We start from the raw sequence: 26141 nt of genomic DNA on the forward strand, positions 1-26141 counted from the left end.
AACCTAATAAAATCAATATGAAATATTTACCACTAACCAGCCTGTTTTTCATTTGCCTTTTCTACAGCTGCTCGAGCAACACCATCAAGCCGGAACAAACAGAAAATACTGATATAGCAATGCCATATGTTAAGGCAGATATTAATGATGTTCCATTTTGTGTTTACCGTGATTCTGTTCAGTACTATCAAAGCGGCGAGTTTACATTTGGCACGGGTATTTTATCCATGAGCGAAACAGGCGAAGCTCTTGATACAAGTTTTACAATTCGTGCAAGCTATAATGAAATGCATATCAGTCTTAGTTTCTCATATCGGGATGCCATCAACCAACAATCTATTGCGCTTTACAGGGATACGCCAGATGTCACTTACCATTGGGGCTCAGCTGGGTTGGAGTCAGTTGAATTTAGCCGTGAAGATGTTCAGCAAAAAGGCTTAATATACATCACCTACTGCCACAATTTTCAAAATCGTCTTTCCGAACCCGTTGGCGAAGTGAAAATTAATTCCTTCGATGCTGAAAAGAAGACAATGCGTGGCGAATTCAACTTTACTGCCTTTGGCTATAAACACGAAGAGGGGATGATAATTGAGACAAATGAGCAACTAGTTGTAAAGAATGGTGAATTCTATGTTGACTGGGAAAATGAATTATTTAATTAAAAAATAAAGCAGGCTCATCAGGGCCTGCTTTTATGATTGACTTCTAAATGGTATTCGGTATTGTAACGTAACATTTGCTCAAGAAATCCTTCATCATAAGAAACGCATACATTCATAATATTCCCTTGCTGATCAAGGACCGGCTCCAGCTTTGGATTGACAAAACCAGAATAAGGGGCAACGTGCAGGTTCGCATAACGATTAAGCACTTCCTCATGTAATGGCTTATCAACCTTTACACCGTATGTTTCAACCAAACTTCGCGCAGCTTCATAATCGCCCTGCGATTTAATACGCTGTACCTCTCTCAACAATTGACCAAACAATTGCCTTAGCTTTTCATAGTCATTAATCTGATAGTAGGTTTTATTATTACGTGAATGCTGTTTTATTACCTCTTCTGCCTGGCCATGCTCCAACACCCATTTAGCAATCAACTGACGGTTTCGCATGTGTGCCTGTTCAATATTAGATCCTTTACTGATACGAGCTAATTGCACCATCAAACCATTTCTGATGTAAGCGTTATATTGCGCTTTAGCCACGTCCATATTGGGCACCAGATTCAACTCCATCATTTTTTCATCGGCCATAAAATACAAGCCAAATAAATCGGCGCGTGCCTCCTCAATGACCGAACCATATGCTTTTAAGTCATCAGAACGCACACCAGGCTCCAACTTTCCTGAGCCATGACCAACACATTCGTGCAAATGTGTATGCAAATGATCGGCCAATGCCCCATACTTCTTATGCAGTTCAATTTCCTCCTTCGTACAGGCAAATTCTTCTATTACTCCTGATGTCAACGAAGCCATCTCATAAGCTTCACTAATGTTGTTAAGTGATACCGACTTTGAACCATGCACCTCTCTAATCCACTGGGCATTGGGCAGATTTATACCCAACGGCGAGGCCGGGTAACAATCACCACCAAGCATAATGGCATTAATCACCTTCATACTAACCCCACTCACCTGCTCTTTACGATGATTGTTCATCACAGGCGAATGATCTTCAAACCATTGTGCATTGGCACTTATTACCGATGCCTTGGCTGTTTCCTCTTTATCAGTGATATTAACGAGGCTCTCCCAGGTCGCTTTAAAACCCAAAGAGTCACCATACACTTCAATAAATCCATTTATAAAATCAACTTCACCGCTCTGCTCGTTGAGCCATTCAATGCTATAGTCATCAAACAGCTTTAGGTCGCCATTGGTATAGAAGTCGCACAACAACTTAATCACTCTTTGCTGTTGCTGATTTTCGCATACTTCAGCGGCTTTATTCAAGTAATGAACTATACGCTCTATTGCTTCAGAGTATTTACCTCCAATGCACCAGACCTCCTCCTTTATCTCATTCTCGTGTTTTATCAGGCGCGAATTTAGTCCGTGTGAAACAGGCTGAGCATCGTTTTTATCTATTAAATGGTTATAAAAGTTCTCAGCTTCATTTTGCGTCAGGTTTTTGTAAAAATTATTGGCCGAGTGCAGAATAAGGTCTTTATCGTCATCCTGACACACACGCTTGGCCATTTCCTGCTCATTAAACAGCAACTGCTCCAGCTTTTCGAATAGCTCTGTATGAGATCTACATTTCAAATGTTCAAGCTGCTGAACAGATAGCTTATCCACCCATACCTTTAGTTTGTTTGTGCTAAATTGAGGCTTAAGTTTATCGGTGCTATAATGGTGATGCATCCCATTGGAGAACAACACCCTTTTGTAATATATCTCTAAATAAGTGTATTCATCATCAGCTTTGTCGACTGAATGATAAAGAGTATCCAAACTATCTCTTAGCCATAGGTTATATTCGTTATGTTGATCCCAAATGATATCGCGACCAGCCAAAGCGGCTTCTGATAGATAATAGATGTACAATTTCTTTTGTAAATCTAAATCATCGAAACCAGGTATTTTGTAACGAAGGATACGCAGATCGGCAAATTGCTCCACCTGATATTGAAAATTATTGCTTGTCATTACATTTATATTTTAACTATTGCCGCTTGGGGTTACGCAGGTCAATATCTTTTTTCAGTTCCCAAACTCCCTTACTAAATTTAAATGCATTGTATGAAAAATCGGGGCCATAATATTGGTAAACGCCTCTGAACATCGGATCAGCGGGAGCCAGATTATCAAAAACAATCATCTTTTGATTGGTATCATAGCGTAGCATCATAGTTGCCTTTGCCGAATATTCAAAAACAACTCTGTTACGTGTTAATCTATCAGTTTTAAATACCGGAGCTCCAAAACGAATCCGGTTGTTCTGAACAATTAAGACATCCAAAACACGTCTTTTCATAAACTCATCGTGCCCTTTGTAGCCAATAAGCGTATAATAGGTTTGATTGCCACTCTGCGTTTCAATCATGTCAAGATAAAGCGCACCATACCATTTCTTATCTGATAAAGTTGAGCGTTCTGGTGACTTTATTTTGTCCGATGTATCTGTTAAAGGCTTTACAATTATACTTTCATCATTAATAATAACGGCACCGTAGAATTGTTGCTTAAAGCCTTCCTTCTGAATATTATAGGTACACACTTTCACGCGACCATCTTTCGAATGCAGCGTTTTCATGCGTTTCAGTTGAGAAAATGTATTTTCATAGTACTCCTTATCTGTCCATAAGCGCATGAGCTGTTTCTCAATAATGTTATTGAGAGAATCCTTTTGTGTATCCTCGGTCAGCATTTGCAAATCTTCAAACAGCCCTTTGGTAACCATATCCGACGCACTGATTAGCTGCTTCTTTCCCCGATGTATTGAAACACTATAAATATCTTCCTGCTTTTGTGTAATATTAATGATTAACGGAACATTACTTTTTGCCTCAGTTATTTGCACTTCCTCGCTATAGCTCCAGGATTTACCTGCATAACTAACCAACCATTCTAATTGATACACACCGCTGTAAGTATTTGTACCAAAAGCTACAACTACCATCTCTAAATCCTCTGATTTGACCACTTGTAACTTCTTCGTATGACGCATTATCTCATTAAGCTCAGTATCCGATTTCCAAATACTGTGAAGTGCTTTATTGAGCTCCTGCAACTCAAATCGTTTGTTGTTAGGATCTAATTTAACTTCCAATGCGTTCAGCCGTTCTGCCCACTCTTTTGATTCTTGCGCAGATAGGTTGATCGAAAATATTATTAATACCAGTAGTAAGAAATGTCTAATCATCGTTCTGTTTTGATTTACTACACAAATTTAAAAATAAATGATGACTAGCTATGGCAATAAAAAAGGCAGCCATACGACTGCCTTCCTAACATATTTCTTTATTGCCTTAGTCCCAGTTAAGAAGCACTTTTCCGCAATTACCTTCTTCCATTACATCAAAACCTTTTTGGAAATCGTTGATGCTATACTGGTGTGTAATAATTGGTGACAAGTCAAGACCTGACATCAACATTTGTTCCATGTGGTACCAGGTTTCGTACATTTCGCGACCGTATATACCTTTCAATGTGAGCCCTTTGAATATAATTCTGTTCCAATCGACCTGAGTGGTAGATGGTAAAATCCCTAACAATGAAATCTTTCCTGAATTATACATGTGCTCAACCAGTTGATTAAATGCTGCAGGCGCACCTGAACACTCCAAACCAATATCAAAACCAATCATTCCCAGGTCATCCATTACTTCACGAAGGTTCTCAGTAATTGGATTAACAACACGGGTAGCACCCATCTTACGAGCCAATTCAGCTCTGAATTCATTGGTTTCGGTAGCTACTACATAGCGTGCCCCGGCAAATTTAGCAACAGCTACTGCCATACTACCAATCAAACCTGAACCTGTGACCAATACATCTTCGCCAATTAATGGAAATGATAAAGCAGTGTGTGTGGCATTACCAAATGGATCCATGATGGCCAGAACTTCATCTGGAATAGACGCATTAATCTTCATCACATTGGTGGCTGGCACTTTTACATATTCAGCAAATGAACCATCGATATTGACACCAATACCGACAGTTTTTTCGCAAATATGCTGACGGCCACGACGACAGTTTCGACAATGACCACATGCGATATGCCCTTCACCGGTTACACGATCACCCTCTTTAAACTCAGTCACTTCGCTACCTAACTTTGCCACATGGCCTACATACTCATGACCAATGGTCATGCCAACAGGAATGGTGTTTTGAGCCCACTCATCCCACTTATAAATGTGCAGATCTGTTCCACAAATGGCCGACTTAGACACCTTGATTAATACATCATTAGGTCCAATTTCGGGAATCTTCACTTCTTCTAACCAAATACCTTTTTCGGCTTTTGATTTTACAAGTGCTTTCATCGTTGTCATTGTCTTATTTTTTAGCGTGTAATTATATTCCTATCTATTTTTAATCTAAATAACAAATGTGCAAAAGGTATTTGAATTGCACCTATGATTATTATCAGATTTATAAAATAAATAAAGGCCGGCACGTTTGCCAGCCTTTTGGAACGATTATTTTAGGTTTAGTTAATTAGCCCACCAAAGTTTGGTATCCTGTCTATCAGCACCTTGAACATTCACTGCTTCCTGAGTCTTATCACCATTACTATTCCATGTCTGATTACCATACCTCATTCGCTGTGGATATTTACCATTGATATCTCCTAATCCAAATATATCTACGTCAGAAACACCTTCAGCCAATACTGATGGATACCCCAAATCACGCACCACTGCCCATGCTTCAAATCCATCTGTAAAAGCAGCAATCCAACGCTGAGTCGCAATCTTTTCCAGATCTTCATCCTCAACTCCAGTTAAAGAACCTAAACTTGAAGAGCCGATATATGCATCTGCCTCGGCGCCTGAAACATCCCATACTGCCATAGCCTGACGAATACCTTCTTGATAAAGCATATTAGCATCTCCACCAAATCCCCGTACTGCTGCTTCTGCTCTGAGGAAGTATGCTTCTGCAGTAAGCATCACTATTTCAGGAGCAATTTGTTGTCCTTCATTTTTCTTTTGAATTACATAATCCACAGGAGTAGAAAAGAAATCATATTCTGCAAAAGGATAGGTTTTTCCATTTAATCGGGTTGGCTGTCCAACATAGTAAGTCGAAATAGGCATTTCAACAAGAACACTATCTGCATAATCAGTTCTTGTGTAATCAACACCAGCTTCATCTAATCCAGCCATTATAAAATCCACACGCTTTAAGAAGAATGCACCTTCTTCTCCTTCGGGCTTCTCAAACTTAGTTTTTCCACCTTTTGCAGGTTTCGCATATTTCGACAAACGAGGATCGTTTTCATCTCTAAGCAGATCAATAAGTGTTTTTCCTAGTGTCCAATCCGAACCTGTACCGAAATTATGCCATACATCTCCATATGCAGCACTTCCCCATTGAGAAATCTCAGCATCCTTTTCCATTAGGCAATTATCACCTTCACCTTCCATCAATGGACCAAGTAAAGCCTGCTCAATAGCTGTTGATGCAAAATCATCACCATTGGCTCCTAAAGCTCTTAAAGCAATTCTGAGCTTTAGGGTATTTGCCATCTTTTTCCAGAGCTGCAATTCTCCACCAAAATATAAATCATTATCACCAGCATCATCGACTCCAACTCCTGTACTTTCAGCATCACCTATAATAGTCATTGCTTCGTCAAGATCAGCAATAATGCCTTTATAGATCGTTTTCTGCGTATCAAAATCAGGAGTTACAATATCCGGGTCGGCAGCCTGAGTATATGGTACCATACCAAATATATCAGTGAACATTTGATAATAGAGCCCTTTCATTATGAGTCCCATTGCATACATATACTCATTCTCAAATTCACCACCAGTGTCCACTAACTTCATAAAATTATCAAGGTTTCCAAGATAACCTTCCATCCATCCCCATGTTGCATCAGTATAAGAACTGCTATAGGAGTAACCAAGTTCATCACTCCACCACGAGCCATTATGTCCAAAACATACATGTCCACTGTATCTGTCGGCATGAATCAGATGAGCACGCCAATATGGGAATCTATCTGGAGCAAAAAGCCTAAACTGAGGATTTGTCATAAAGAACTTACCACTTACCTCATCTGTATAAAAAGCGTCCGGCTTAGTGTTAATATCCTCAAATTTATCTGTACATGCACCCACAACTGCTACTAAAAGCAAAACGGTATATAATTTATATAATTTCATGTTGTTCTCAATTAAAAGTTAACATTTAAGTTAAAACCTAAGCTTCTTGTTGTTGGCAGGTTATACCACAATACACCTTGAGAGAAGTTACTGGTTGAGAAACTTGACTCTGGATCGAAGTTATCTAACTCCTTATAAATAAAGAACAAATTCCGACCAATGAAACTTAACGAAGCTCCTTTTATAAAACCGTCACCTAATATACTCTTGGGGAAACGGTATGTTAGACTTAGCTCTCTTAACCTCACATTAGTTGCATCATAAACATGCTCAGAAGCAATACCACTCATTGCTCCAAAATAATCTTGTGCACTAATGTTTGTTGTGTTTTCAGTAAATGTTCCATCTCCATTATCTACCACTCCGTCAACTGTAATACCTGTTTCTCTGTACAAGAGTGTACGTTCTGAAACACCACTTGCATCTAGTCCGGCATCACTACCCGAATACAGTTCGCCGCCAAATCGGGCGTCAATTAAGAATCTTAGTGAAAACTCTTTGTATGTAAATGTATTAGTAATACCTCCAGTCCAATCTGGCTGATAATTACCAAGCTTAACTCGTTCTTCTGAAGCTTGAGGGCGGCCCGCAGCATCAACTACCTGACGACCATCTTCAGTACGTTTAATTGTTGTACCATAGATATCTCCATATCCGCCACCTACTGTTGCCTGAACAACAACATTACCTGAGTTAGTAGAACTAAAAATAAACACATCTGTGTCTTCTATGAGACTAACAAGTTCGTTCTTATTATTAGCATAGTTAAAAGAGATATCCCAGGTGAAATTGCCTGTTTGAACAGGACTACCTCCTAACATTAATTCAACACCTGAGTTTTTCAACTCTCCCACATTCTCTCTAAATGAAGAATAACCAGTTGACGCAGGCACAGGTACATCAAAAATCAGATCTTTGGTCTTGATATCATACCATGAAAAATCACCATATAAACGATGGTTAAACATGCTCCATTCAAGTCCGGCTTCTGATGAAGTAATTGTTTCCGCCTTCAAATCTTCATTAAACTTAACACTTGGACGAGTAACTACTGTTCTACCAAGATATCCATCCTGAGCAAGGTTATAGTACTCATACAGTTGATAAACGCCAGTATCATTACCAACCTGAGCCCAACTAACTCTTACTTTTGCCATATCAAACAGCTGCTCGGCACCAGGAATCACGCGATGTAATAGCACGGATGCACTTACTGATGGATAAAAGTAAGACCAGTTATCCGAACTTAAGGTAGAAGACCAATCATTACGAGCCGTTAAATCTAAATACGCCAAATCCTTAAATGAAAATGAAGCTGAGGCATATAGAGAGTTAACTATCTTTTCTTCAGTTGGCGTATAGCCTGGGTTTAAGATAACCGCATTAGAAACAGTAGCTTTAGCAGGTATTTTAAAATCTTCACCAAAAATACTCATACTCTCATAGGTTCTGTAAGAGTGGTTACCTCCGAAATTGAAATTAAGATTGAGATCATCAGTCAGATCCTTATCAAGCATGAATAAGAAATCGGCATTTGTCTCGGTATTTTGACGTGTAGAGAAATTAAACCGTCCTGACTTATAGAAATGATGACCTGGCATACTTATAGTTTCTATTTTAGTATTAACCATATCTGTACCAACTCTTGCGAAAGCTGATAACCAGGGAGTAAACTCGTAAGTAACCTTAGCAAATCCGGTCCAACGCTGACGACGGTCTTTATTAGTATCATGATTAAGAATCCAATAAGGATTACCACCAGAGTTTGAATAGGTTATAACATCAAGCGATTCTTCCGGATTCTGATATGTTTTAAGATCGTTTAGTATTAAATTTCGAGGCATTGGGTAAACATAGGCCATCACACCTTCTGTTCCCTGAATTGCACGATTTTTCATATCCTGATGGAAGAAAGTCACCTTAGCATCAACTGATAACTTATCAGTCAAATTTGCAAATCCTCTTAAATTAAAATTATGCCGATCCATTTCTGAATTAGGCAGTATACCTGAGGTAGAGTTGTTAGTATATGAGAACCTTAAGTTGGCATTTTCATTACCCCCTTCAAGTGCAATTGTATTAATAAACTGGCTACCTGTGTCAAAGAAATCTTTCACATTGTCTGGTTGAGCAACGTAAGGTTTATTCTCACCGGTCCAATATGCCTGACTTGAACCATCAAATTTTGGCCCCCATGAACTGGAGCCTTTAAGTTGAGTAATATCAGAAGGCACATTACCCTGCGAGCCCTGTCCATATTGGTCTTGAAACTGCGGTAACAAAAGTGGATTATCAAATGTATAACTGGAACTTACTGAAACACCAAGCCCCTTTCTTGAAGAACCTTTTTTAGTGGTAATAAGAATAACACCATTACCTGCTCTTGAACCGTATAATGCAGCGGCATTAGGCCCCTTTAATACCGTCATTGATTCAATATCATCAGGGTTAATATCCGAAATACCTGTACCATAGTCTGCACGAGCATATTCACCGGTACCTCCGCCTGCTGCTGAACCAGCTCCTGAATTATCAATTGGTACACCATCCACAACATACAAAGGTTGGTTGTTACCGGTAATGGAATTATTTCCTCGGATGATTACACGAGATCCTCCACCTGGTCCTGATGTCGATTGAGTTATATTTACACCTGCAACCTTACCAGATAACGAATTAATAACATTTGGATCCTTAACAGTAGTTAATTCTTCGCTTTTTAGCTCTGACACTGCATAACCCAAAGCTTTCTTTTCTCTTGATACTCCCAAGGCAGTTACAACCACCTCGTCCATACCAATGACATCAGATACCATCGCAATGTTAACTGTAGTTGTATTAGCAGTTACCTCTTGAGTATCCATCCCTACAAATGAGAATACAATAACAGCTCCTTGCGGCACAGTAATGTTATAATTACCATCAATATCGGTAATAGTACCATTAGTTGTACCTTTTTGCACAACAGAAACACCCGGAATAGGTTGTCCGTCTTCTGAACTAGTTACTGTTCCAGTAACTGTTAGGTCCTGAGCGTATAAAAACGCTCCAAACATGAGTGTTGGAATAAGCAACAAACATCTTTTAAACCAACTTACATTTCTTTTCATACGTGTGATTTTTAGGTTACTATTTGACCCAGAGCGTTATAAAATGTTAACACCTCAGGTTTCCCTTAAAGCTGAATCGACCGATTCCAGCTAGTTTACTCAGTTAATTACAACAGGTTAAGACCACATCAATGTAAGTAGTTATTAAAAGAACTTCAAGTCTGTTTTTACATTATTTTACAATTGAGAACATATTTAATCACTTAAAAACATATCTACACCCAGATATATTATACAAAAAGAGCCCTGCCTAAGCAGAGCTCCTTCAATTAATCGCACTTATATAATAGTTTGGTTTTAGAGACTATTTATTAAAAGTTAGGTCCATCAACATCCCACCACAGATTAGTAGCACCATTATCCGGACCACCTAAATACTGCACCGCTTTAGCGTAACCGTCAGGGTTATTGTTTTTCTCAGATACCGAAAAGTTCAAACGCTTAATGCCATTATCTGAATCGATTACACCCTGACTATCATTCTTAACTACAGGGAACAAAACAGGATAACCGGTACGACGGTATTCTGCCCAGGCTTCAATTCCTTCAGGGAACATGGCAATCCACTTTTGGGTAATAATCTTCTGAAGTTTCACCTCATTGTTATCAGCTGCATCCCACATAGGAGAAACTTTATTCATATATTCTGAATCAGCAGCAACACTATTAGCATCGTTTTTTACATCAACATATGCAGCAGGTAAAGCTTCACTTGAAAGGTATCCTTCAAGTCCTCCTACTCCATGCTGTGCAAATGATGCTGCTACACCAGCTTCGTATAATGCTTCAGCCGAACCACCTACTTCCCATCCACGCAGGGCACCTTCTGCTCTTAGGAAGTATACTTCAGCAGCAGTCATTAATACGGCTGGAGATTCAGGAGCTAAGTTCAATAAAGAATGACCTCCATAAGTAGCTTTATCATCGATTGCAATACCCTGACGAATACCTTTATATTCATACCCGGCTGCAATTACAGCCTCATCAGCAGGGGCATTAAAATATGCTGCAATACGAGGATCTTGGTAACCTGATAGCATTGATTCCATTTCAGCGCTCATTGAAATATCGCCCCAAGAACCTGAAATAGCAGCAACAGGATGCGTATAACCATTGGCCACAATTTGTGCAATATCACCTTCTGTGAATACTCCCCTTTTAATTGCTTCTTCAGCTTTTTGCTGAGCTAACTCAGGAGCTACTTTAACGATACGCATAGCCAGACGTAATTGTAACGAGTTAGCAAACTTGATCCATTTATTATAATCGCCACCAAAGAAGTTATCAAACTTTGCAAAAGGCTGCGCATCAGGATTATCCTCTACATACTTCTCCAGAGCAGCAACTGCTTCCTCCAAGTCTGTAAAGAAGTTGTTATATAAATCAGATTCCTTATCATACTCACCACCTGTTTTACTCTCTCCATATTGTGAGTAAATAATTGGTCCATACTGTGTAGATACACGTGATAAGCCTAACACTTTGAGGATACGTGAAACTGCATAGAATGAAGGAAACTCAACTTCTGCCTTATTTTTAACAGCTAACACAGCAGGCATCATATATGCATAGGTGTAATCAAATGCAGATGCATTCCAACCATCAACCAATGCATAAGTGGTATTGTTCACATTACCGGCAAACGGCGTTGGCGTCATCATGTAACCTGAATAAATATCAGCATTCAGGTTTTGCATAATCTGGAAAGGCCAGTTAACACCCCATCCCCAGTTGTAGTTACAGTAGATCATCTGCTGAATCTGTGGGAAGTGAACCCCGATAAACTGATAATCTGCCTTTAAGTCTTCATCCGATATTCCTACCGAATTGGTATTCATTTCTTCAAAGTTGTCTGTACAAGCGCCTAAGAAGAAGATGGCTGCTAATGGTAGAACCAATAGTTTCTTAATATATTGTTTCATGTTATTCTGTTTTAGACTATGAATGTTAGTTCTTAATCTCATTAATTAGAAGTTTAACTTCACATTAAAACCAAGGCTGCGAGTTGCCGGCATACCGAAGATATCAACACCTTGCAGGTTGTTACCTGTTGAATACAACGCGTCTGGATCAAATGGAGCTGAATTATAGAAGAAGAACAAGTTACGACCAACTGCAGAAACAGTTGCAGCTTTGAAAAGTTTAGTTTTCTTAAGCAGACTTTCCGGCAAGTTGTAGCCAATGGTCATTTCACGCAAGCGAATATTAGTAGCATCATACACATAATGCTCTGTAATCCCCTGGCGACCACCGATTGATGAATAAAATCCTTCAACATTATTAAAACGTTGTCCATCAACATCTACATAACCCTTATTACGAGCATCAGCAGTTACCTGAGTTACACCTAATTGATCCAGGTCAGCCTGAGTCATAGAGATAACATCACCGCCAAAACGAGAATCAATTAAGAAGCTTAATGTCAGATTTTTATAATTGATCGTGTTATTCCAACCTAAATTGAAATCCGGGTTGATATTAGCAATCTTTTCATAATCGCTACCTGCAACAGGTAAGCCATCTTCATCTACTTTAATACTACCATCATTATTGCGTTCGAACTTCACACCATAAATATCACCATATGAGCCTCCTTCATCCATTCTCATCCAGTAGTTAGCATTACCTGGGTCACCAAACGAAAAGAATGGCAGATCAGGATGCAGCTCAATTACCTTGTTACGGTTCAAAGCAAAGTTGAAATCACTTTTCCAGTAAAAATCATTTTTAGCAACCGGAGTTAAGCCTAACATGATTTCAACACCTTCGTTTTGAATCTCACCAGCATTAACATAGTAGAAAGAATAACCCGATCCTGCAGGGGCATCTAACTGGAATAACTGGTTTTTGGTATTAGTCCTGTAATAGGTGAAATCAAATTTAACGCGGTTATTTACAAATGTCCACTCAGTACCAATTTCGAATGAAGTTGTTAATTCAGGCTTCAAATCATCGAATGGAGCAGTTGAGTTGATGATTACATTACCATCAACACCTAATGAGTTAATAGGATTACTGATGAACATCGGTAAGTCGTTACCAACCTTACTCCACGCTCCACGTACTTTACCAAGGTTAACCCACTCTGGCATCTCAAGCATATCGGATAATACTGCCGTTAAACCAACTGATGGGTAGAAGAAACCTGAACTCATACTATTGGTATAAGCCAAAGTTGATGACCAGTCATTACGACCTGTAACGTCTAAGAATAAGAAATCCTTGAACCCAACCTGAGCCGTTCCGAATAAGGATTGCATCTGGCGTTGCGAGTTCACTTCTTCAATATATCCCATCTGCATATTAGCAACAGTAAACACGTTGGCGTAATACAAATCTTTTGGGCGTGAATCTAAACGAACTGATTTAGTTCTCGAATCATTTACACTGGCACCTACCGAAGCAGTAAAACTAATGTCTCCAAAGTTTTTGTTATAATTAGCTAACACATCGCCATAACGTAATTCCTGACGGTTGTCGAAGGTAATGTAACGACCATTGTCGCCAGAAAGAGCAGTGTGCGTAGTTGCAAATGTTCTGTGGTTGTATTTATCCGAGATAAAATCGTAGCTACCACGAACCTGTACATTGAAAGCAGGAGTCACATCCCACTTAACTGTTAAGTTAGTGATTGAACGGAATCTTTCATCATCTGAACGTACGCGCTGGGTTAACCACCATGGGTTTTGCTCCTCAGCCTGAAGGTTATGCCAGTTTTGCTCATTCAAGTTACGCTCTGTGTTGTAAGTCTCAAAGTTATCGCGGTAAGCGTTTAAGTCATTCCCACGAGGGAAACGGTATAAACCAACCAATGGGTTGAAATAGTATCCACCTGAAACCGGACGGTTTTCAACTTTTTGGTGAATCAAGTTCATGTTACCATCAATTGTAACTTTATCGTCGAATAATTTTGTTGTAGCACGTAAGTTAAGATTATGCTTATCTAAACCACTGTCTTCGATAGTACCTTTTGAAGTAGTATTAGCATATGAAAAATACGTTTGCATTTTCTCAGCACCACTACTAATAGATAAAGAGTTAATGCTTGTAACACCAGTCTGGAAAAAATCTTTTGGATCGTAGGCATCTAAATTACCTTTGCTTCCCCAGCTAGTAATTCCTTTGGCACCATATTGATTTTGCAATTCTGGTAACATCATCACAGACTCGAAAGTAGTGTTAGAAGAGAAAGAAACTGAACTGTGACCTTTAACACCTTTTTTTGTCTCGATAACGATAACACCATTAGCAGCTTGTGTTCCATATAAGGCAGCAGCCGCAGGACCTTTCAAGATATTGATACTCTTGATATCGTCCGGGTTAAGGTTAGAGATACCATCTCCGGCATCGCGACCACCAGCATCGTTGCTACCACCAAAAGCAGTTGCAGGAGCTTCTGAAACACTGTTAAGCATTGGAATACCATCAATCACATAAAGTGGCTGGTTGTTAGAAATGGAGCGGCTACCACGTATAGTTACTTTAGTACTACCCCCTACTCCTGAAGAGTTTTTATTAATTTGCACACCTGCCGTTTTACCTGCTAATGCATTCACCAAGTTGGCATCTTTTGAACGAGTTAGTTCTTCACCTCCTACTTGCTGCGTTGAGTAAGTCAAACTCTTTTCCTTCTTTTTAATACCCAAAGCCGTTACTACCACACCTTCCATTTCGATGGATTCGGGCTGAAGAGAAATATTAAGAGTTGTTTGGCTTCCAACAGTTACCTCCTGGGCTTTCATACCAACAAACGAGAATGATACCACAGAACCTGTTGGCGCTGTAATTGTGTAGTTACCGTCGATATCTGTAATAGTACCGTTGGTAGTACCTTTTTGAATAACTGAAACACCAGGTATAGGCATTCCATCCTCGGCACCAGTAACGGTACCTTTAATTGTAACATCCTGGGCAAATGCTATCCCTACTGATAAAAGTAGCATGATAGCTCCCATTAGTCCTCTCTGAAACCAGTTAAATCTTCTTTTCATAAAGAGTTTAATTTTGGAATTAGTTAATGTATTATTTAAATAAATGTGAGTAGCAGCAACAACGTTAGCATGAGAATTAAGAGTACAATCAGCACGCTACGTATTAGAAAATACCGGCGTGCCTCATGTTTAATACTCGATGGTTTATCTCTATTGCTCATTGTCAATTTCATGACAACAAAACTATGGGCACCGAGCTGAGTGGAATTAAACGGATGTTGTAAATAATAGAACTTTTAACACTTGCATTGTACTATTGTATCTGTATTGTACTATTGTTGCACATACTGATATTTAAGCACTTAAAAAGTGTTCTTTTTTTGATAAAATATGAGTAATTGATTGCGACTAATGACTTGATTCCATAAAAAAAGGTGAACAATATTGCTCACCTTTTGAAAAAATCTATGCTTGGTATCAATTCTGAACCACTCCAATGAGATTAGGCTCCTCTCCCCAGGTTTCAATGCCAGTAATTTTAACTGTGTAGAGCTTATTTCGTTCCAGTACCTGATTGATTTTAACCGGCACATAATACTCACCATAGCCTTTGGAGTAGCCATCCTTCACCGTATCGACCAATACTTTGAGTTGATCACCAACGAACTGTTGACGGTAATTGATTTTTGAGTCATTGGCTGCCTGGCGCAACTGTTCGCTTCGCAGGGATTTTTCGGACTCGGGTACTGTATTACTCATACGAGCCGCACGGGTGTCCTCTCGTTTGGAGTATTTAAAGGTATGTACATGTCCAAAATTTAGTTCCTCAACTGCCTCAAGCGATTTTTGGAAGTCAGCTTCCGTTTCGCCGGGGAAGCCCACAATAATGTCTGTTGTAATATTAAATCGGGGATCAACCGCACGCAGGCGCTCAACCATTCGTTTATACAATTTATAGGTGTACATCCTGCGCATCTGCAGTAAAACCGACTCGGAGGCACTCTGCAGACACAGGTGCAGGTGCGGTGTTATTTTAGGATGCTTCAGCAGCTCAAAAAAGGCCTCATCAAAGCTGTCGGGCTCAATGGAAGAAATACGCACTCTGAAATCAAGATTGATGTCGACTATTTGCTTTAACAATGCAGAAAAACCAATACCATTGTCATTATACCGGCTGATATTAACGCCTGTAATAACTACTTCTTTATAGCCGAAGCCAACAACTTGTCGGATGTTCTCCAATATATCTTCAACCGGACGACTCACAGCTCTCCCCCTTACTTTGGGAATAATACAGAATGTGCAGTAGTTATCGCAGCCATCCTGAATTTTTATCATGCTGCGGGTATGAAATGTTTCAGCAGCAGGTGCATAATCAAATACACCACCCACATTCTGGTTACTGGGCAGTATCTCCTTATTGTAATGAGCTTCAACCAGCTGTGGAATGGTACTCTTCTGCTGATTATCCACCACATATGCATTGGGATATCGCTTCTCCAACTGCTCTTTATGATGATTGGCCATGCAACCGGTAATCACCAGCATGCCCGTGTGCCCATGATTGAGGGCATTATTGACAACATACCTCGACTTTTGATCACTCTGGTTAGTAACGGTGCAGGTATTGACAATAAACACATCGATATCTTTGCTGTTCTCAACCACCTCATAGCCTAAACCAACAAATTTGGAAGCCAGTGCATCAGTTTCAAACTGATTCAGGCGGCAGCCCAATGTTTTAAATCCTATTCGCTTTTTCATTACTATCCAACCTTTGCTGCTACCTCCACCAATTCACCTTCCACCGAAAAGTTGCTGGCCGATGTAATTTTCACATCCACTATCTGGCCAATCAAGGCCTTATTATCCGATGCGAAACGAACGGTAATCTTTCCTTCTGTCTGTCCACTTAAATAGCCGCTTTTCCGATCGGTATCGCGCACCAGCACCGGAAAAACCTGCCCTACCATGGCCGTATTATAGGCGCCGGATACTTCGGCTAAATCTTCCGATAACAAAGCCAGTCGCTCTTTTTTAATTTTCAGTTCCACATCATCAGGCCAGCTATACGAGGCAGCACCCGGACGTTTCGAATACATGGCGATGTAGGCCATATTGTATTGAAACTCCTTCAACGCTTTACGCGTATTCTGAAACTGCTCTTCACTTTCACCCGAGAAGCCCACAATAATATCGGTAAACAATGTGGCCTGCGGAATCAGTTCACGGATGGCATCCACCGACTCTCGGTATTTCTTAACCGAATGCTTTCGGTTCATTTTAATTAGCACCTTATCATCACCTGATTGAATTGGCAGGTGAATCTGCTTGGCCAGGCAATCATATTTTGCAATCACCTCAATCACTTCGCGACTCATATCTCGCGGATGTGGTGATGTGAAATACACCCAGAATCGATGATTAGTAGTCGCTCCTATCTGCCCTATGCGCTCTAGCAACTGCGCAAATGTTATCTCTTCACCTTTCTTATCAAGTCCGTATGAGTTCACATTTTGGCCCAGTAGAGTGATGGATTTATAGCCTTTCTCCACCAGATTTTTAACCTCATCAATAATTTCATGCGATGGACGGCTTACTTCACGGCCACGCGTATAGGGTACCGCACAAAAGGAGCAAAATTTATCGCAACCATTCTGAATAGGGATGAACGCTTCAAAAGCACTATTATACTTCGGTTTCACTTTCCAGAAAAAGTTAATCTCCTCCTTCGGATTAAGATTATCGCGTTCCAAACCAGCTGGTGTTGCTATGCCGTATTGCGAAAGCATCTGAGGCAATTGCGGCAACTCCCGCATGGCAAAAACAATGTCGAAGAGTTTTAGAAACTTAGTTTTATCAGCCGGCAAAATACAACCACTGATAAAGGTTATCAGGTTTTGCGAAGCCTTCCGTTTATTCCAATGAGCTATCTTTGAATAAACCTTATCAATGGCCTTCTGACGCACCGAGCACGCCAATATACCAATGATATTGGCCTCCGACTCATTGTCCGTCCATTGGGCACCCATCCCATCCAATACTCGTTTTACACGTTCACTATCAGATTGATTCATCTGACAACCCAATGTAACTAAATGATATTTCACTATTTAAATACTTATTTATTAATGTCAATTTAAGCTGATAGCTACTGGCACACAGCTGATAGCCATTTACAAGTTGCCTATCTTTTTTCTCAGTAGTCGAACCCAACTTCCTATTTACTTCTCTCTACTGACTACTACCTAAAAATAGACTTCAGCATGTATATTATCAGTACTCACTCCCTGCTCTTCCAAAATATCATATACATCATGTATCATATTGCAATTACCACACAAGTAGTAATGAGCATCAACACCAAAATGGTTAGCTTTAAGATAGTCGGTTACCCGTCCGTTGAATGTGCCTTTATCTTCCTGAGACGTACATAAAACATACTTATTCTCGTCATAAGCCTCTGACTCATATGCTTCACTGGCATATTTAACACCATGCAACAGGGTATAGTTCTGGGCTTTACCACTTAACACAAAACTATGAAAGGGTGAAACACCTGTTCCACTGGCAATAAATACATACTTTTGGGCTTGTGGCAAATCCTTATTGATGGTAAAATAACCCACTGGCTCTTCCACCACCACATATCCGCCTTTCTGCAATTTTTTCAAACTTGGCGATACCAAGCCATTCTCCACTTCTTTTACCAATATCTCAATGTATTCATCCTGTTCGGCACTATAAATTGAGTACTCCCTGGTATGTATACCATTAGGAGGCCCTACACATACATGCTGACCGGCTTCAAATTCTAAATCTTTTTTCTCAATACGTAAAACAAATGTACTATCCGTCAGATGACGAATATCCAGTATCTCATGCAAGTCTGTCTTAATTTTATTGGCTGCCGGAACTCCTTTTCCCATAACTCTATTCAATTCTTTTTAAAGTTTAATTTTCCCTTTGTAAGGTGATTGATATATTCACCCCACAATTAACAGGTCAAAACGTGTTTTGGTTTAATAAAAAACACCTTTAGGTCTGTTATTGTCAGAATCATATTACCATCACTACCATTAATTAGCTTTTGAAAGTCAAAAAATTAGCACTAAAAATATTTCGAAAGCGCTTATTTAACTATCATAAGAAAAACAATGCTCTTTATTTTTTATATCTTCACCACTCTTAAAAATACCGTCCATGCTGCGTTTATATATCATAGCTACCTTCTTATTCGTATTGCTGTTTTCATTAAAGGCCCAATACTCAAAATATGGCTTTAATGGTCTGGATACGGAGAATGGCCTCAGTAATAACTCTGTTAATGGCATTCTGCAGGACAGTCGTGGTTATATGTGGTTCAGCACTTATTATGGTCTCAACCGTTATAATGGCTATGACGTTAAAACCTATTTCAGCACTACGGATAAGGAAACAAGCCTGACAAGTAATTTCATCACTCAGCTACTTGAAGATAATGACGGTAACATTTGGGTAGGCACAAAGTTTGGTTTAAACAAATACGATAAAGACACGGAGAGCTTTACGCGCTATTGGGCTGATGATGAGCAACCGGCCGCCTTAACCAATAATCAGATTGGTGCCTTGCTGCTCGATAGTCGGGGGCAAATGTGGGTAGGAACCATGGGGGGAGGATTACACTATTACCATAAGCAGATAGACGGTTTTTCGTGCTTCTCACAAAACGACACCATTGATACTTATATAAACACCATTTCGGCCATTACCGAAGGCTATAACGGTGAACTATGGATTGGAACCTATGGCAATGGCCTGAGCATGTTTAATCCTAAAGAACACTTCTTTATCAATTTTGAGTTTCCTACGATGCAAATTAACTCATTGTTAGATGATGGGAGCGGAAGCATCTGGATTGCGACTGATAATATGGGTTTGTACCGGTTCGATAAAGAGATGAAGGTTTATGAGCGCTTCGACATGAAAGGAAGCAAGGTTAAAACCAACCTGAACATCATCCTCTCTCTGACACTCGATAAGGACGGCACCATATTGGCGGCTGTAGATGGTGGAGGTATTATTAGCATCGATCCTATACATAAGGAAGTTATTAACAACAGAAATCAGAACAATGCCTTCGAACAGCTCGATACCAAAGCTGTCTTCTCGGTATATATAGATAGTAACGGGCTCTATTGGGTGGGCACAATAGGCAAAGGCGTACGCATTATCAATATGGATCGTAACCGTTTTCAGCACTTTACTCACCAGGCGCTGAACCCACAAAGCATCAGTGATAATACGATCCTTTCGCTACTTGAGGACTCTAAGGGACGCATATGGGTAGGTACAGACGGAGGCGGTCTTAATTTATTTGACGTCTCTAATGAAACATTCAGGAGTTACAATCAGCTATCTTCCAACCTAAAAAGCAATGTAATCAAGCGTATATACGAAGACGATAAACAAAATATATGGCTGGGGACCTATGGCAGCGGCCTGGCCCACCTCAACGAAACCACCAATGAACTAATCACCTATAATCCAAGCAATATAATAGACAGTGAGGCTGTCTCCATTTCTGTCTGGTCCATCACTCAGCAAAAAAAAGACAAACTATGGATTGGTACACTGGGCAATGGTCTGTACGAATTTGACATCAATCAAAAATCCTTTATCCACTTAAAAGATGAATACCCCGAATTAAACGAGGTAATGAATGATTACATCCTGAGTTTATTTGTTGATTCACAAAAAAACCTATGGATTGGGACCAGTAATGGCATCTATGTTTGGTTAAATAATGAAAAGAAATACATCAGGTACCTGTTTGATCGCATCAACGATAGTGGTGTAGGTAAGAATGCCATACTCAGCATAAAAGAAACCAGTGATGGACAAATATGGATTGGTTCCAACGGTGGTGGTATTTTCAAAATCGACCCTGATAATGGAGATATAGTAAACCTGACCATTAACGACGGACTGGCGCAAGAGCAGGTGTATGATATCCTTGAAGTCGATAGCCAGAACATTTGGTTTGCTACACACGGTGGCTTAACCAAGTACGAGATTGAAACCGGTCGTATTCAGAATTATGACACCCGTGATGGTTTGCTGGGTAGTACATTTAACAGCCTTTTGTATTCCAACAATGGCAAGTTAATGGTGGGTGGTGTAAAGGGCCTAAATGTATTTGACCCGAATGTGATTAAGGTTAACGACAATGTACCCAAGGTACTGTTAGCTGAATTATACATTAACAATACACCTGTAAAAGCTGGCGAAGAAGACAGCCCGCTTTCACACAATATAGCTGATACCAAAGAAATAGTTCTGAACCATAACCAGACAAACATCGGCATTGAATTCGTCGCTATTAACTACTTTATTTCAGAAAAAAACTCGTACAGCTATGTACTTGAAAATACTTCAGAGGAATGGAGTAAAGCATCATCTAACCGACTGGTGAAATACAATAACCTCAAGCCCGGCGACTATACCTTTAAAGTGAAAGCGGCCAATAACGATGGTGTATGGAGCAACTCCGAAACCAGTTTGAAAATCAAAGTACTGGCTCCCTGGTGGAAACGCTGGTATGCTTATGTTGCCTATTTCCTTATTATAGGCGGAGTAATGTATGCCTATATACGCTATACAGTATTATGGATTGACCTGAGAAGAAAGCTTGAATTTGAAGTTATGGAGCGCGAAAAGATTAAAGAACTGAACCAGATGCGTCTGCAGTTTTTCACCAATATATCGCATGAGTTCCGCACCCCACTAACCTTGATTTCAGGACCACTTGAGACATTAAAGAGCAAGCTATCACTCAATAGTGATGATGAAAAACTGTTTAGCATAGCCCATAAAAATACGAACCTGCTATTACGCTTAATTAATCAGGTAATGGATTTCAGAAAGGTTGAAACCGGCTCGATGGAGCTGAATATTAAAACCGGTGATATTGTTTCCTGTATTAAAGAATATGGTGAATCTTTCAGATACATGGCGGCTGAGCGCAATATGAGTTTTAGCATTCAAAGCAACATTGATCAGCTCAATATCCAGTTCGATGAAGACATAATTGAGAAGGTAATCTATAACCTGCTCTCAAATGCTTTTAAATATGGAAAAGAGCAAGGCCATGTTTCATTGAACATGCAACTAACTCAGAATGCCGTTATTGAACACCAGCAACTGCTAATTAAGGTAAGCGACGATGGCATAGGTATCGACAGTGATACGCCCGAAGAAGTATTTAAACAATACAAACGCTTCAAGCAGGAGAATAAAGCAGTAGCCGGTACTGGCATTGGACTGGCCTTAACCAAATCGCTCGTCCAGCTGCACGGCGGAACAATTTCTGTGGATTCTGCCAAAAACAAGGGCACCACCTTTACTGTGGCATTACCAGTCGTTAATTCAGGCATACAGCAGCATACTGATTTACCTGTCAATGAAACGTTTGTTGAGAAAGCGGAACCCACCACGCCTAAAAAGGCAACACCAGATAGTGAAGATAAACAAAAATATCACCTGCTTATTGTAGATGATAATCAGCAGGTAGTCGATTTTTTAACGTCGGTACTTCAAGAGCGCTACCGGGTTAAAAGTGCTAATAATGGGCAGCAAGCCTTTGAGTTGCTCAAAAAGCGAACTTTTGATCTCGTCATATCTGATGTAATGATGCCCGTAATGGATGGCATTGAATTATGTATGCAAATCAAATCTGACCTGCAAACGAGCCATATTCCGGTTATTTTACTGACTGCCAAAACATCGGTTGAAAATAAAATAGAAGGCCTTAATACTGGTGCTGACGCCTATGTACCAAAACCTTTTAACCCGGAACTATTAAAAGCCTACATTGATAACTTACTAAAAAGCAGGGAGAAGCTAAAAGAGATTTTCACCGGCAATGCCATTATTTTACCATCTGAGATTACCAGTACGTCGGTAGATGAAACCTTTATTACAAAAGCCATTGATATTGTAAAAGCAAATATGGAAGATGAAAGCTTTGGCGTTGAGGAATTAGGTAATGAACTGGCTATGAGTCGCAGTAACCTTCACCGCAAAATAAAGGCATTAACCGGCAAATCAACCACTGACTTTATTAGAACTATCCGCCTGAAAGAAGCAGCTGCGAAACTTATAAGCAGTGATGATCAGATTAGTGAGATAGCCTATAAAGTAGGTTTTAATAGCAGCTCGTACTTTATTAAAAGCTTTAAAAAGGAATTTAATATGTCACCCGGACAATATAAACAAGCTCATCAGCGTTGGAATTAGCGCTATAAAAATCTGTTAACAAATAAATGGTCCAATTTGTAACCTTGGCATATCATCTGCAGTAAAGCATACGGAATCATAAGGAAACACTATATTATTGATGCATATATTCACAACTTGCATTTTCTTATCATTTGTTGGGTTGGTAAGCATAATGCCATTTAAACTGCTTTACGGATTGTCCGATTTTGCAGCCCTGATAATGGGCAAAGTCATCAAGTATCGCCATAAAGTGATATTTGAGAACCTTCATCAGGCATTCCCTGAAAAGTCAAGTGGTGAGATTGAAACAATTGCCAGAGGATTTTACCGTAACCTTACCGACAACCTGTTGGAGAGCTTCAAAGCGTTTTCGATGAAACGTTCCTCAATAGTAAAACGGCATAAAATACTTAATCCTGAGTTGCTGGAATCACTGCTGAATAAATACGATGGCGTCATTGGTGTTACAGCCCATTATGCCAACTGGGAATGGGGCAGTCAATCTGGCAGCCTGCAATGCAACAACCAGTTTGCAGCCCTGTACAAACCTCTCAAGAACAAATACATTAACAAGATACTTAAGCGAAGCCGGGTAAAATGCGGCACCGAACTGGTGTCTATCTACGAAACATCTGAATTGTTTGAGAGATCTAAGAATAAAAAATGTGTTTACCTGATGGCGGCCGACCAGAGTCCGGCAAATGGTAAGCAACTTGATAATGCTTTCTGGTTTGATTTCTTCAATCGGCCAACAGCCTTCTTATACGGACCTGAGAAATATGCCAGAAAATATAATTACCCGGTGGCGTACATCGATATTCAGCGCGTTAAAAGAGGCTATTACGAAGTCACTCTATCAACACTTACCGAAACACCAAACAAGTTAAACGAAGGAGAAATTACGCGCCTATACAAAAACAAACTGGAGGAAGTAATTACAGCCAAGCCTCAGGATTGGTTGTGGTCACACCGCCGATGGAAACGTTCGCCAAAACAATAAATATATCGCCATGCAGGAAAACACAATTGCCAGAATGCTCCGCAACAGAGCTGACAAATACACCAAGCGTGAAGTATTTCGTTATAAAAGAGATGAGTCTTACCAATCTATATCCTGGCTAACATTTAAAGAGCAATCCGAACAGATTGCTAAGTTCCTTCTAAGCAAAAACTCAACAACAGGTAGCAATATTGGCATATACAGTCAAAACAGACCACAATGGACCATTAGCGACTTAGCCATACTCTCCATCAGGTCAGTGGTGGTTCCGCTCTACCCCACTGCAACTTTTGAGCAGTTAAAATACATCATTGACGAAACAGAGATGGAAATCCTGTTTGTGGGTGATGATGAGCAACTGGTGAATGCACAAAAAGCGTTAGATGAAACCAGCAGTTTAAAGTACGTGGTTACTTTTAACTGCAGCGTCAATAATGATGAACGCATATTTACTTTTGAACAAATCCTAGAAGCGAATTGTGAAGAGCAGGCTACTCCACTTAATCGTCACTTAGAAGAAGGCCAAGCTGATGATTTGGCAACAATCATTTATACTTCGGGTACAACAGGTGAGCCCAAAGGCGCAATGTTGCACCACAGCCATTTTATGCACGCTTTTAAAATACATGATCAAAGACTTAGCTTATCTGAGAGCGATGTGTCAATGTGCTTTTTGCCCCTTAGCCATGTATTTGAGCGCACCTGGACCTACTACCTGCTTCACTGTGGCGGAACCAATGTCTATAACGTCAATCCTAAGGCTATAATAGAAGAATTACCAAAGGCCAGTCCAACAGTTATGTGTGTGGTACCTCGCTTTTTTGAGAAAACATATGATGCCATCCAACAAACGGCCGACAAATGGCCTCAATGGCAAAAAAACGTATTTAACTGGGCTGTTAAAACCGGGCAGTCGTACATTGAGTATGAGAAAGACAATCGACCAGCGCCAATCAGCCTGTCTGTCAAAAGGCGAATTGCCAATGCGTTGGTATACAAAAAAATCAAACAGGTATTTGGCGGCAATATCCGCTTTATGCCTTGTGCCGGTTCTGCATTAAATAACTTTCTGTTGCGCTTTTTCCATAGCATAGGCTTACACATCTGCTATGGGTATGGCACTACAGAAACAACAGCCACCGTTTCGTGTATGCCCAATCAGAACTACGATTTTGATTATACAGGAGATATCATGCCCGATATTGAAGTGAAAATCAATGAAGAGAACATGATACTGGTAAAAGGGGAAACAGTATTCTCGGGTTATTACAAGAAACCAGAACAAACTGCAGAAGTGCTAAAAGATGGCTGGTATTATACGGGCGATCAGGGCTCTATTCCGCAACCGGGCAAGTTGCATATGACCGAGCGCATCAAGGACATCATAAAAACGTCTACTGGCAAGTATATTTCGCCACAGAAAATAGAATTGGAGCTCTCTAAAAGTAAGTTTATTGAGCAAATATGCATTATAGGAGACAACCGCAAATACCTTACTGCGCTTATCGTGCCTACCTATCCGGCTATTGAAAAACTGGCTAACTCTGAGAATATTAAAGCTGAGAATATGGCTGTTTTACTCAAAGAGCCATTTATCTACAAACTCATTGAAAAGGAAATAGCCAAATGCCAGACCCACTTACCAAGGCACGAGCATGTGATTAAGTTTCATTTACTTCCCGAACCTTTCAGCATCGACAATTCGATGCTTACCAACTCATTAAAAGTTCGAAGAAAGCAGGTAAACCAGATTTATAGCGATACGATTGAAGCGATGTATTGATGGACAGCAATAGCAGTAAAAAATCATTTCTCAACTCAAGCCGTTGGGGCTTCACCTTTTTGCCTCCAGCTCAAAAAGGTGAGAAAAAAGCCGCCGACTAAAGTACTTGTTTACCCATTAGGGCAACGCTTCTGGAAAAATTTAAAGATGTACAGCATGGAATCAAATTTTTCCTTTCTTCGCTTTTGCCAATAGGTCCCAAA

The 26141-nt window shown here is 40.0% G+C and carries 14 protein-coding genes; 4 read left to right on the plus strand and 10 right to left on the minus strand.

Annotated elements, in window-relative coordinates:
- Positions 1 to 17: 17 nt before the first annotated feature.
- Positions 18 to 665, plus strand: coding sequence for a DUF6252 family protein (locus tag KEM09_RS13390; protein WP_212229032.1), 648 nt, complete (start codon positions 18 to 20; stop codon positions 663 to 665).
- 17 nt (positions 666 to 682) lie between these two features.
- Here the strand turns inward: KEM09_RS13390 and KEM09_RS13395 are convergent, their stop codons facing one another.
- The 10 genes from KEM09_RS13395 to KEM09_RS13440 all read right to left on the minus strand — a co-directional run bounded on the left by KEM09_RS13395 (position 683) and on the right by KEM09_RS13440 (position 18825).
- Positions 683 to 2656, minus strand: a complete 1974-nt coding sequence (locus tag KEM09_RS13395) for a dipeptidyl-peptidase 3 family protein (RefSeq protein WP_212229034.1) — start codon at positions 2654 to 2656, stop codon at positions 683 to 685.
- 16 nt (positions 2657 to 2672) lie between these two features.
- On the minus strand, positions 2673 to 3872 hold the full coding sequence (locus KEM09_RS13400) for a hypothetical protein (RefSeq protein ID WP_212229035.1): 1200 nt from the start codon (positions 3870 to 3872) through the stop codon (positions 2673 to 2675).
- A 106-nt stretch (positions 3873 to 3978) separates the two neighbouring features.
- Entirely contained in the window at positions 3979 to 5010 is a 1032-nt protein-coding gene (gene tdh / locus KEM09_RS13405) for an L-threonine 3-dehydrogenase (protein WP_244825008.1), read from the minus strand.
- A gap of 162 nt (positions 5011 to 5172) precedes the next feature.
- The gene (locus tag KEM09_RS13410; RefSeq protein WP_212229036.1) at positions 5173 to 6855 is read right to left on the minus strand and encodes a SusD/RagB family nutrient-binding outer membrane lipoprotein; all 1683 of its coding nucleotides are present in this window, start codon (positions 6853 to 6855) and stop codon (positions 5173 to 5175) included.
- Positions 6856 to 6866: 11 nt separating this feature from the next.
- Positions 6867 to 9965 carry a SusC/RagA family TonB-linked outer membrane protein gene (locus KEM09_RS13415; protein ID WP_212229037.1) on the minus strand — a complete coding sequence of 1033 codons (3099 nt, stop codon included), beginning with the start codon at positions 9963 to 9965 and terminating at the stop codon, positions 6867 to 6869.
- Between the two features lie 311 nt (positions 9966 to 10276).
- Complete coding sequence (locus KEM09_RS13420) at positions 10277 to 11887, minus strand: RagB/SusD family nutrient uptake outer membrane protein (protein ID WP_212229038.1); 1611 nt, start codon at positions 11885 to 11887, stop codon at positions 10277 to 10279.
- 45 nt (positions 11888 to 11932) lie between these two features.
- A complete protein-coding gene (locus KEM09_RS13425) occupies positions 11933 to 14956 on the minus strand; it encodes a SusC/RagA family TonB-linked outer membrane protein (RefSeq protein WP_244825009.1) in 3024 nt (1007 codons plus the stop codon).
- Between the two features lie 417 nt (positions 14957 to 15373).
- Entirely contained in the window at positions 15374 to 16660 is a 1287-nt protein-coding gene (gene mtaB, locus KEM09_RS13430) for a tRNA (N(6)-L-threonylcarbamoyladenosine(37)-C(2))-methylthiotransferase MtaB (RefSeq protein WP_212229039.1), read from the minus strand.
- A 2-nt stretch (positions 16661 to 16662) separates the two neighbouring features.
- Entirely contained in the window at positions 16663 to 18006 is a 1344-nt protein-coding gene (miaB, locus tag KEM09_RS13435; RefSeq protein ID WP_212229040.1) for a tRNA (N6-isopentenyl adenosine(37)-C2)-methylthiotransferase MiaB, read from the minus strand.
- A gap of 138 nt (positions 18007 to 18144) precedes the next feature.
- A complete protein-coding gene (locus KEM09_RS13440) occupies positions 18145 to 18825 on the minus strand; it encodes an FAD-binding oxidoreductase (protein WP_212229042.1) in 681 nt (226 codons plus the stop codon).
- Between the two features lie 274 nt (positions 18826 to 19099).
- Between KEM09_RS13440 and KEM09_RS13445 the strand changes: the two genes are divergently transcribed.
- The 3 genes from KEM09_RS13445 (at position 19100) to KEM09_RS13455 (ending at position 25938) form a co-directional block, all read left to right on the plus strand.
- Positions 19100 to 23173, plus strand: coding sequence for a two-component regulator propeller domain-containing protein (locus tag KEM09_RS13445; RefSeq protein ID WP_212229044.1), 4074 nt, complete (start codon positions 19100 to 19102; stop codon positions 23171 to 23173).
- Between the two features lie 100 nt (positions 23174 to 23273).
- A complete protein-coding gene (locus tag KEM09_RS13450) occupies positions 23274 to 24155 on the plus strand; it encodes a lysophospholipid acyltransferase family protein (RefSeq protein WP_212229046.1) in 882 nt (293 codons plus the stop codon).
- Between the two features lie 10 nt (positions 24156 to 24165).
- Positions 24166 to 25938, plus strand: coding sequence for an AMP-dependent synthetase/ligase (locus KEM09_RS13455; protein WP_212229048.1), 1773 nt, complete (start codon positions 24166 to 24168; stop codon positions 25936 to 25938).
- Positions 25939 to 26141: the final 203 nt, after the last annotated feature.

Origin of the sequence: Carboxylicivirga mesophila (assembly GCF_018271975.1) — a bacterium.
Lineage (GTDB): Bacteria > Bacteroidota > Bacteroidia > Bacteroidales > Marinilabiliaceae > Carboxylicivirga > Carboxylicivirga mesophila.

Coding starts and splice junctions, on each gene's coding strand:
- KEM09_RS13390 (WP_212229032.1), top strand. CDS start 18: ATGAAATATTTACCACTAACCAGCCTGTTTTTCATTTGCCTTTTCTAC.
- KEM09_RS13395 (WP_212229034.1), bottom strand. CDS start 2,656: ATGACAAGCAATAATTTTCAATATCAGGTGGAGCAATTTGCCGATCTG.
- KEM09_RS13445 (WP_212229044.1), top strand. CDS start 19,100: ATGCTGCGTTTATATATCATAGCTACCTTCTTATTCGTATTGCTGTTT.
- KEM09_RS13410 (WP_212229036.1), bottom strand. CDS start 6,855: ATGAAATTATATAAATTATATACCGTTTTGCTTTTAGTAGCAGTTGTG.
- KEM09_RS13420 (WP_212229038.1), bottom strand. CDS start 11,887: ATGAAACAATATATTAAGAAACTATTGGTTCTACCATTAGCAGCCATC.
- KEM09_RS13450 (WP_212229046.1), top strand. CDS start 23,274: ATGCATATATTCACAACTTGCATTTTCTTATCATTTGTTGGGTTGGTA.
- mtaB (WP_212229039.1), bottom strand. CDS start 16,660: ATGAAAAAGCGAATAGGATTTAAAACATTGGGCTGCCGCCTGAATCAG.
- KEM09_RS13455 (WP_212229048.1), top strand. CDS start 24,166: ATGCAGGAAAACACAATTGCCAGAATGCTCCGCAACAGAGCTGACAAA.
- KEM09_RS13440 (WP_212229042.1), bottom strand. CDS start 18,825: ATGGGAAAAGGAGTTCCGGCAGCCAATAAAATTAAGACAGACTTGCAT.
- KEM09_RS13400 (WP_212229035.1), bottom strand. CDS start 3,872: ATGATTAGACATTTCTTACTACTGGTATTAATAATATTTTCGATCAAC.
- KEM09_RS13425 (WP_244825009.1), bottom strand. CDS start 14,956: ATGAAAAGAAGATTTAACTGGTTTCAGAGAGGACTAATGGGAGCTATC.
- tdh (WP_244825008.1), bottom strand. CDS start 5,010: ATGACAACGATGAAAGCACTTGTAAAATCAAAAGCCGAAAAAGGTATT.
- KEM09_RS13415 (WP_212229037.1), bottom strand. CDS start 9,965: ATGAAAAGAAATGTAAGTTGGTTTAAAAGATGTTTGTTGCTTATTCCA.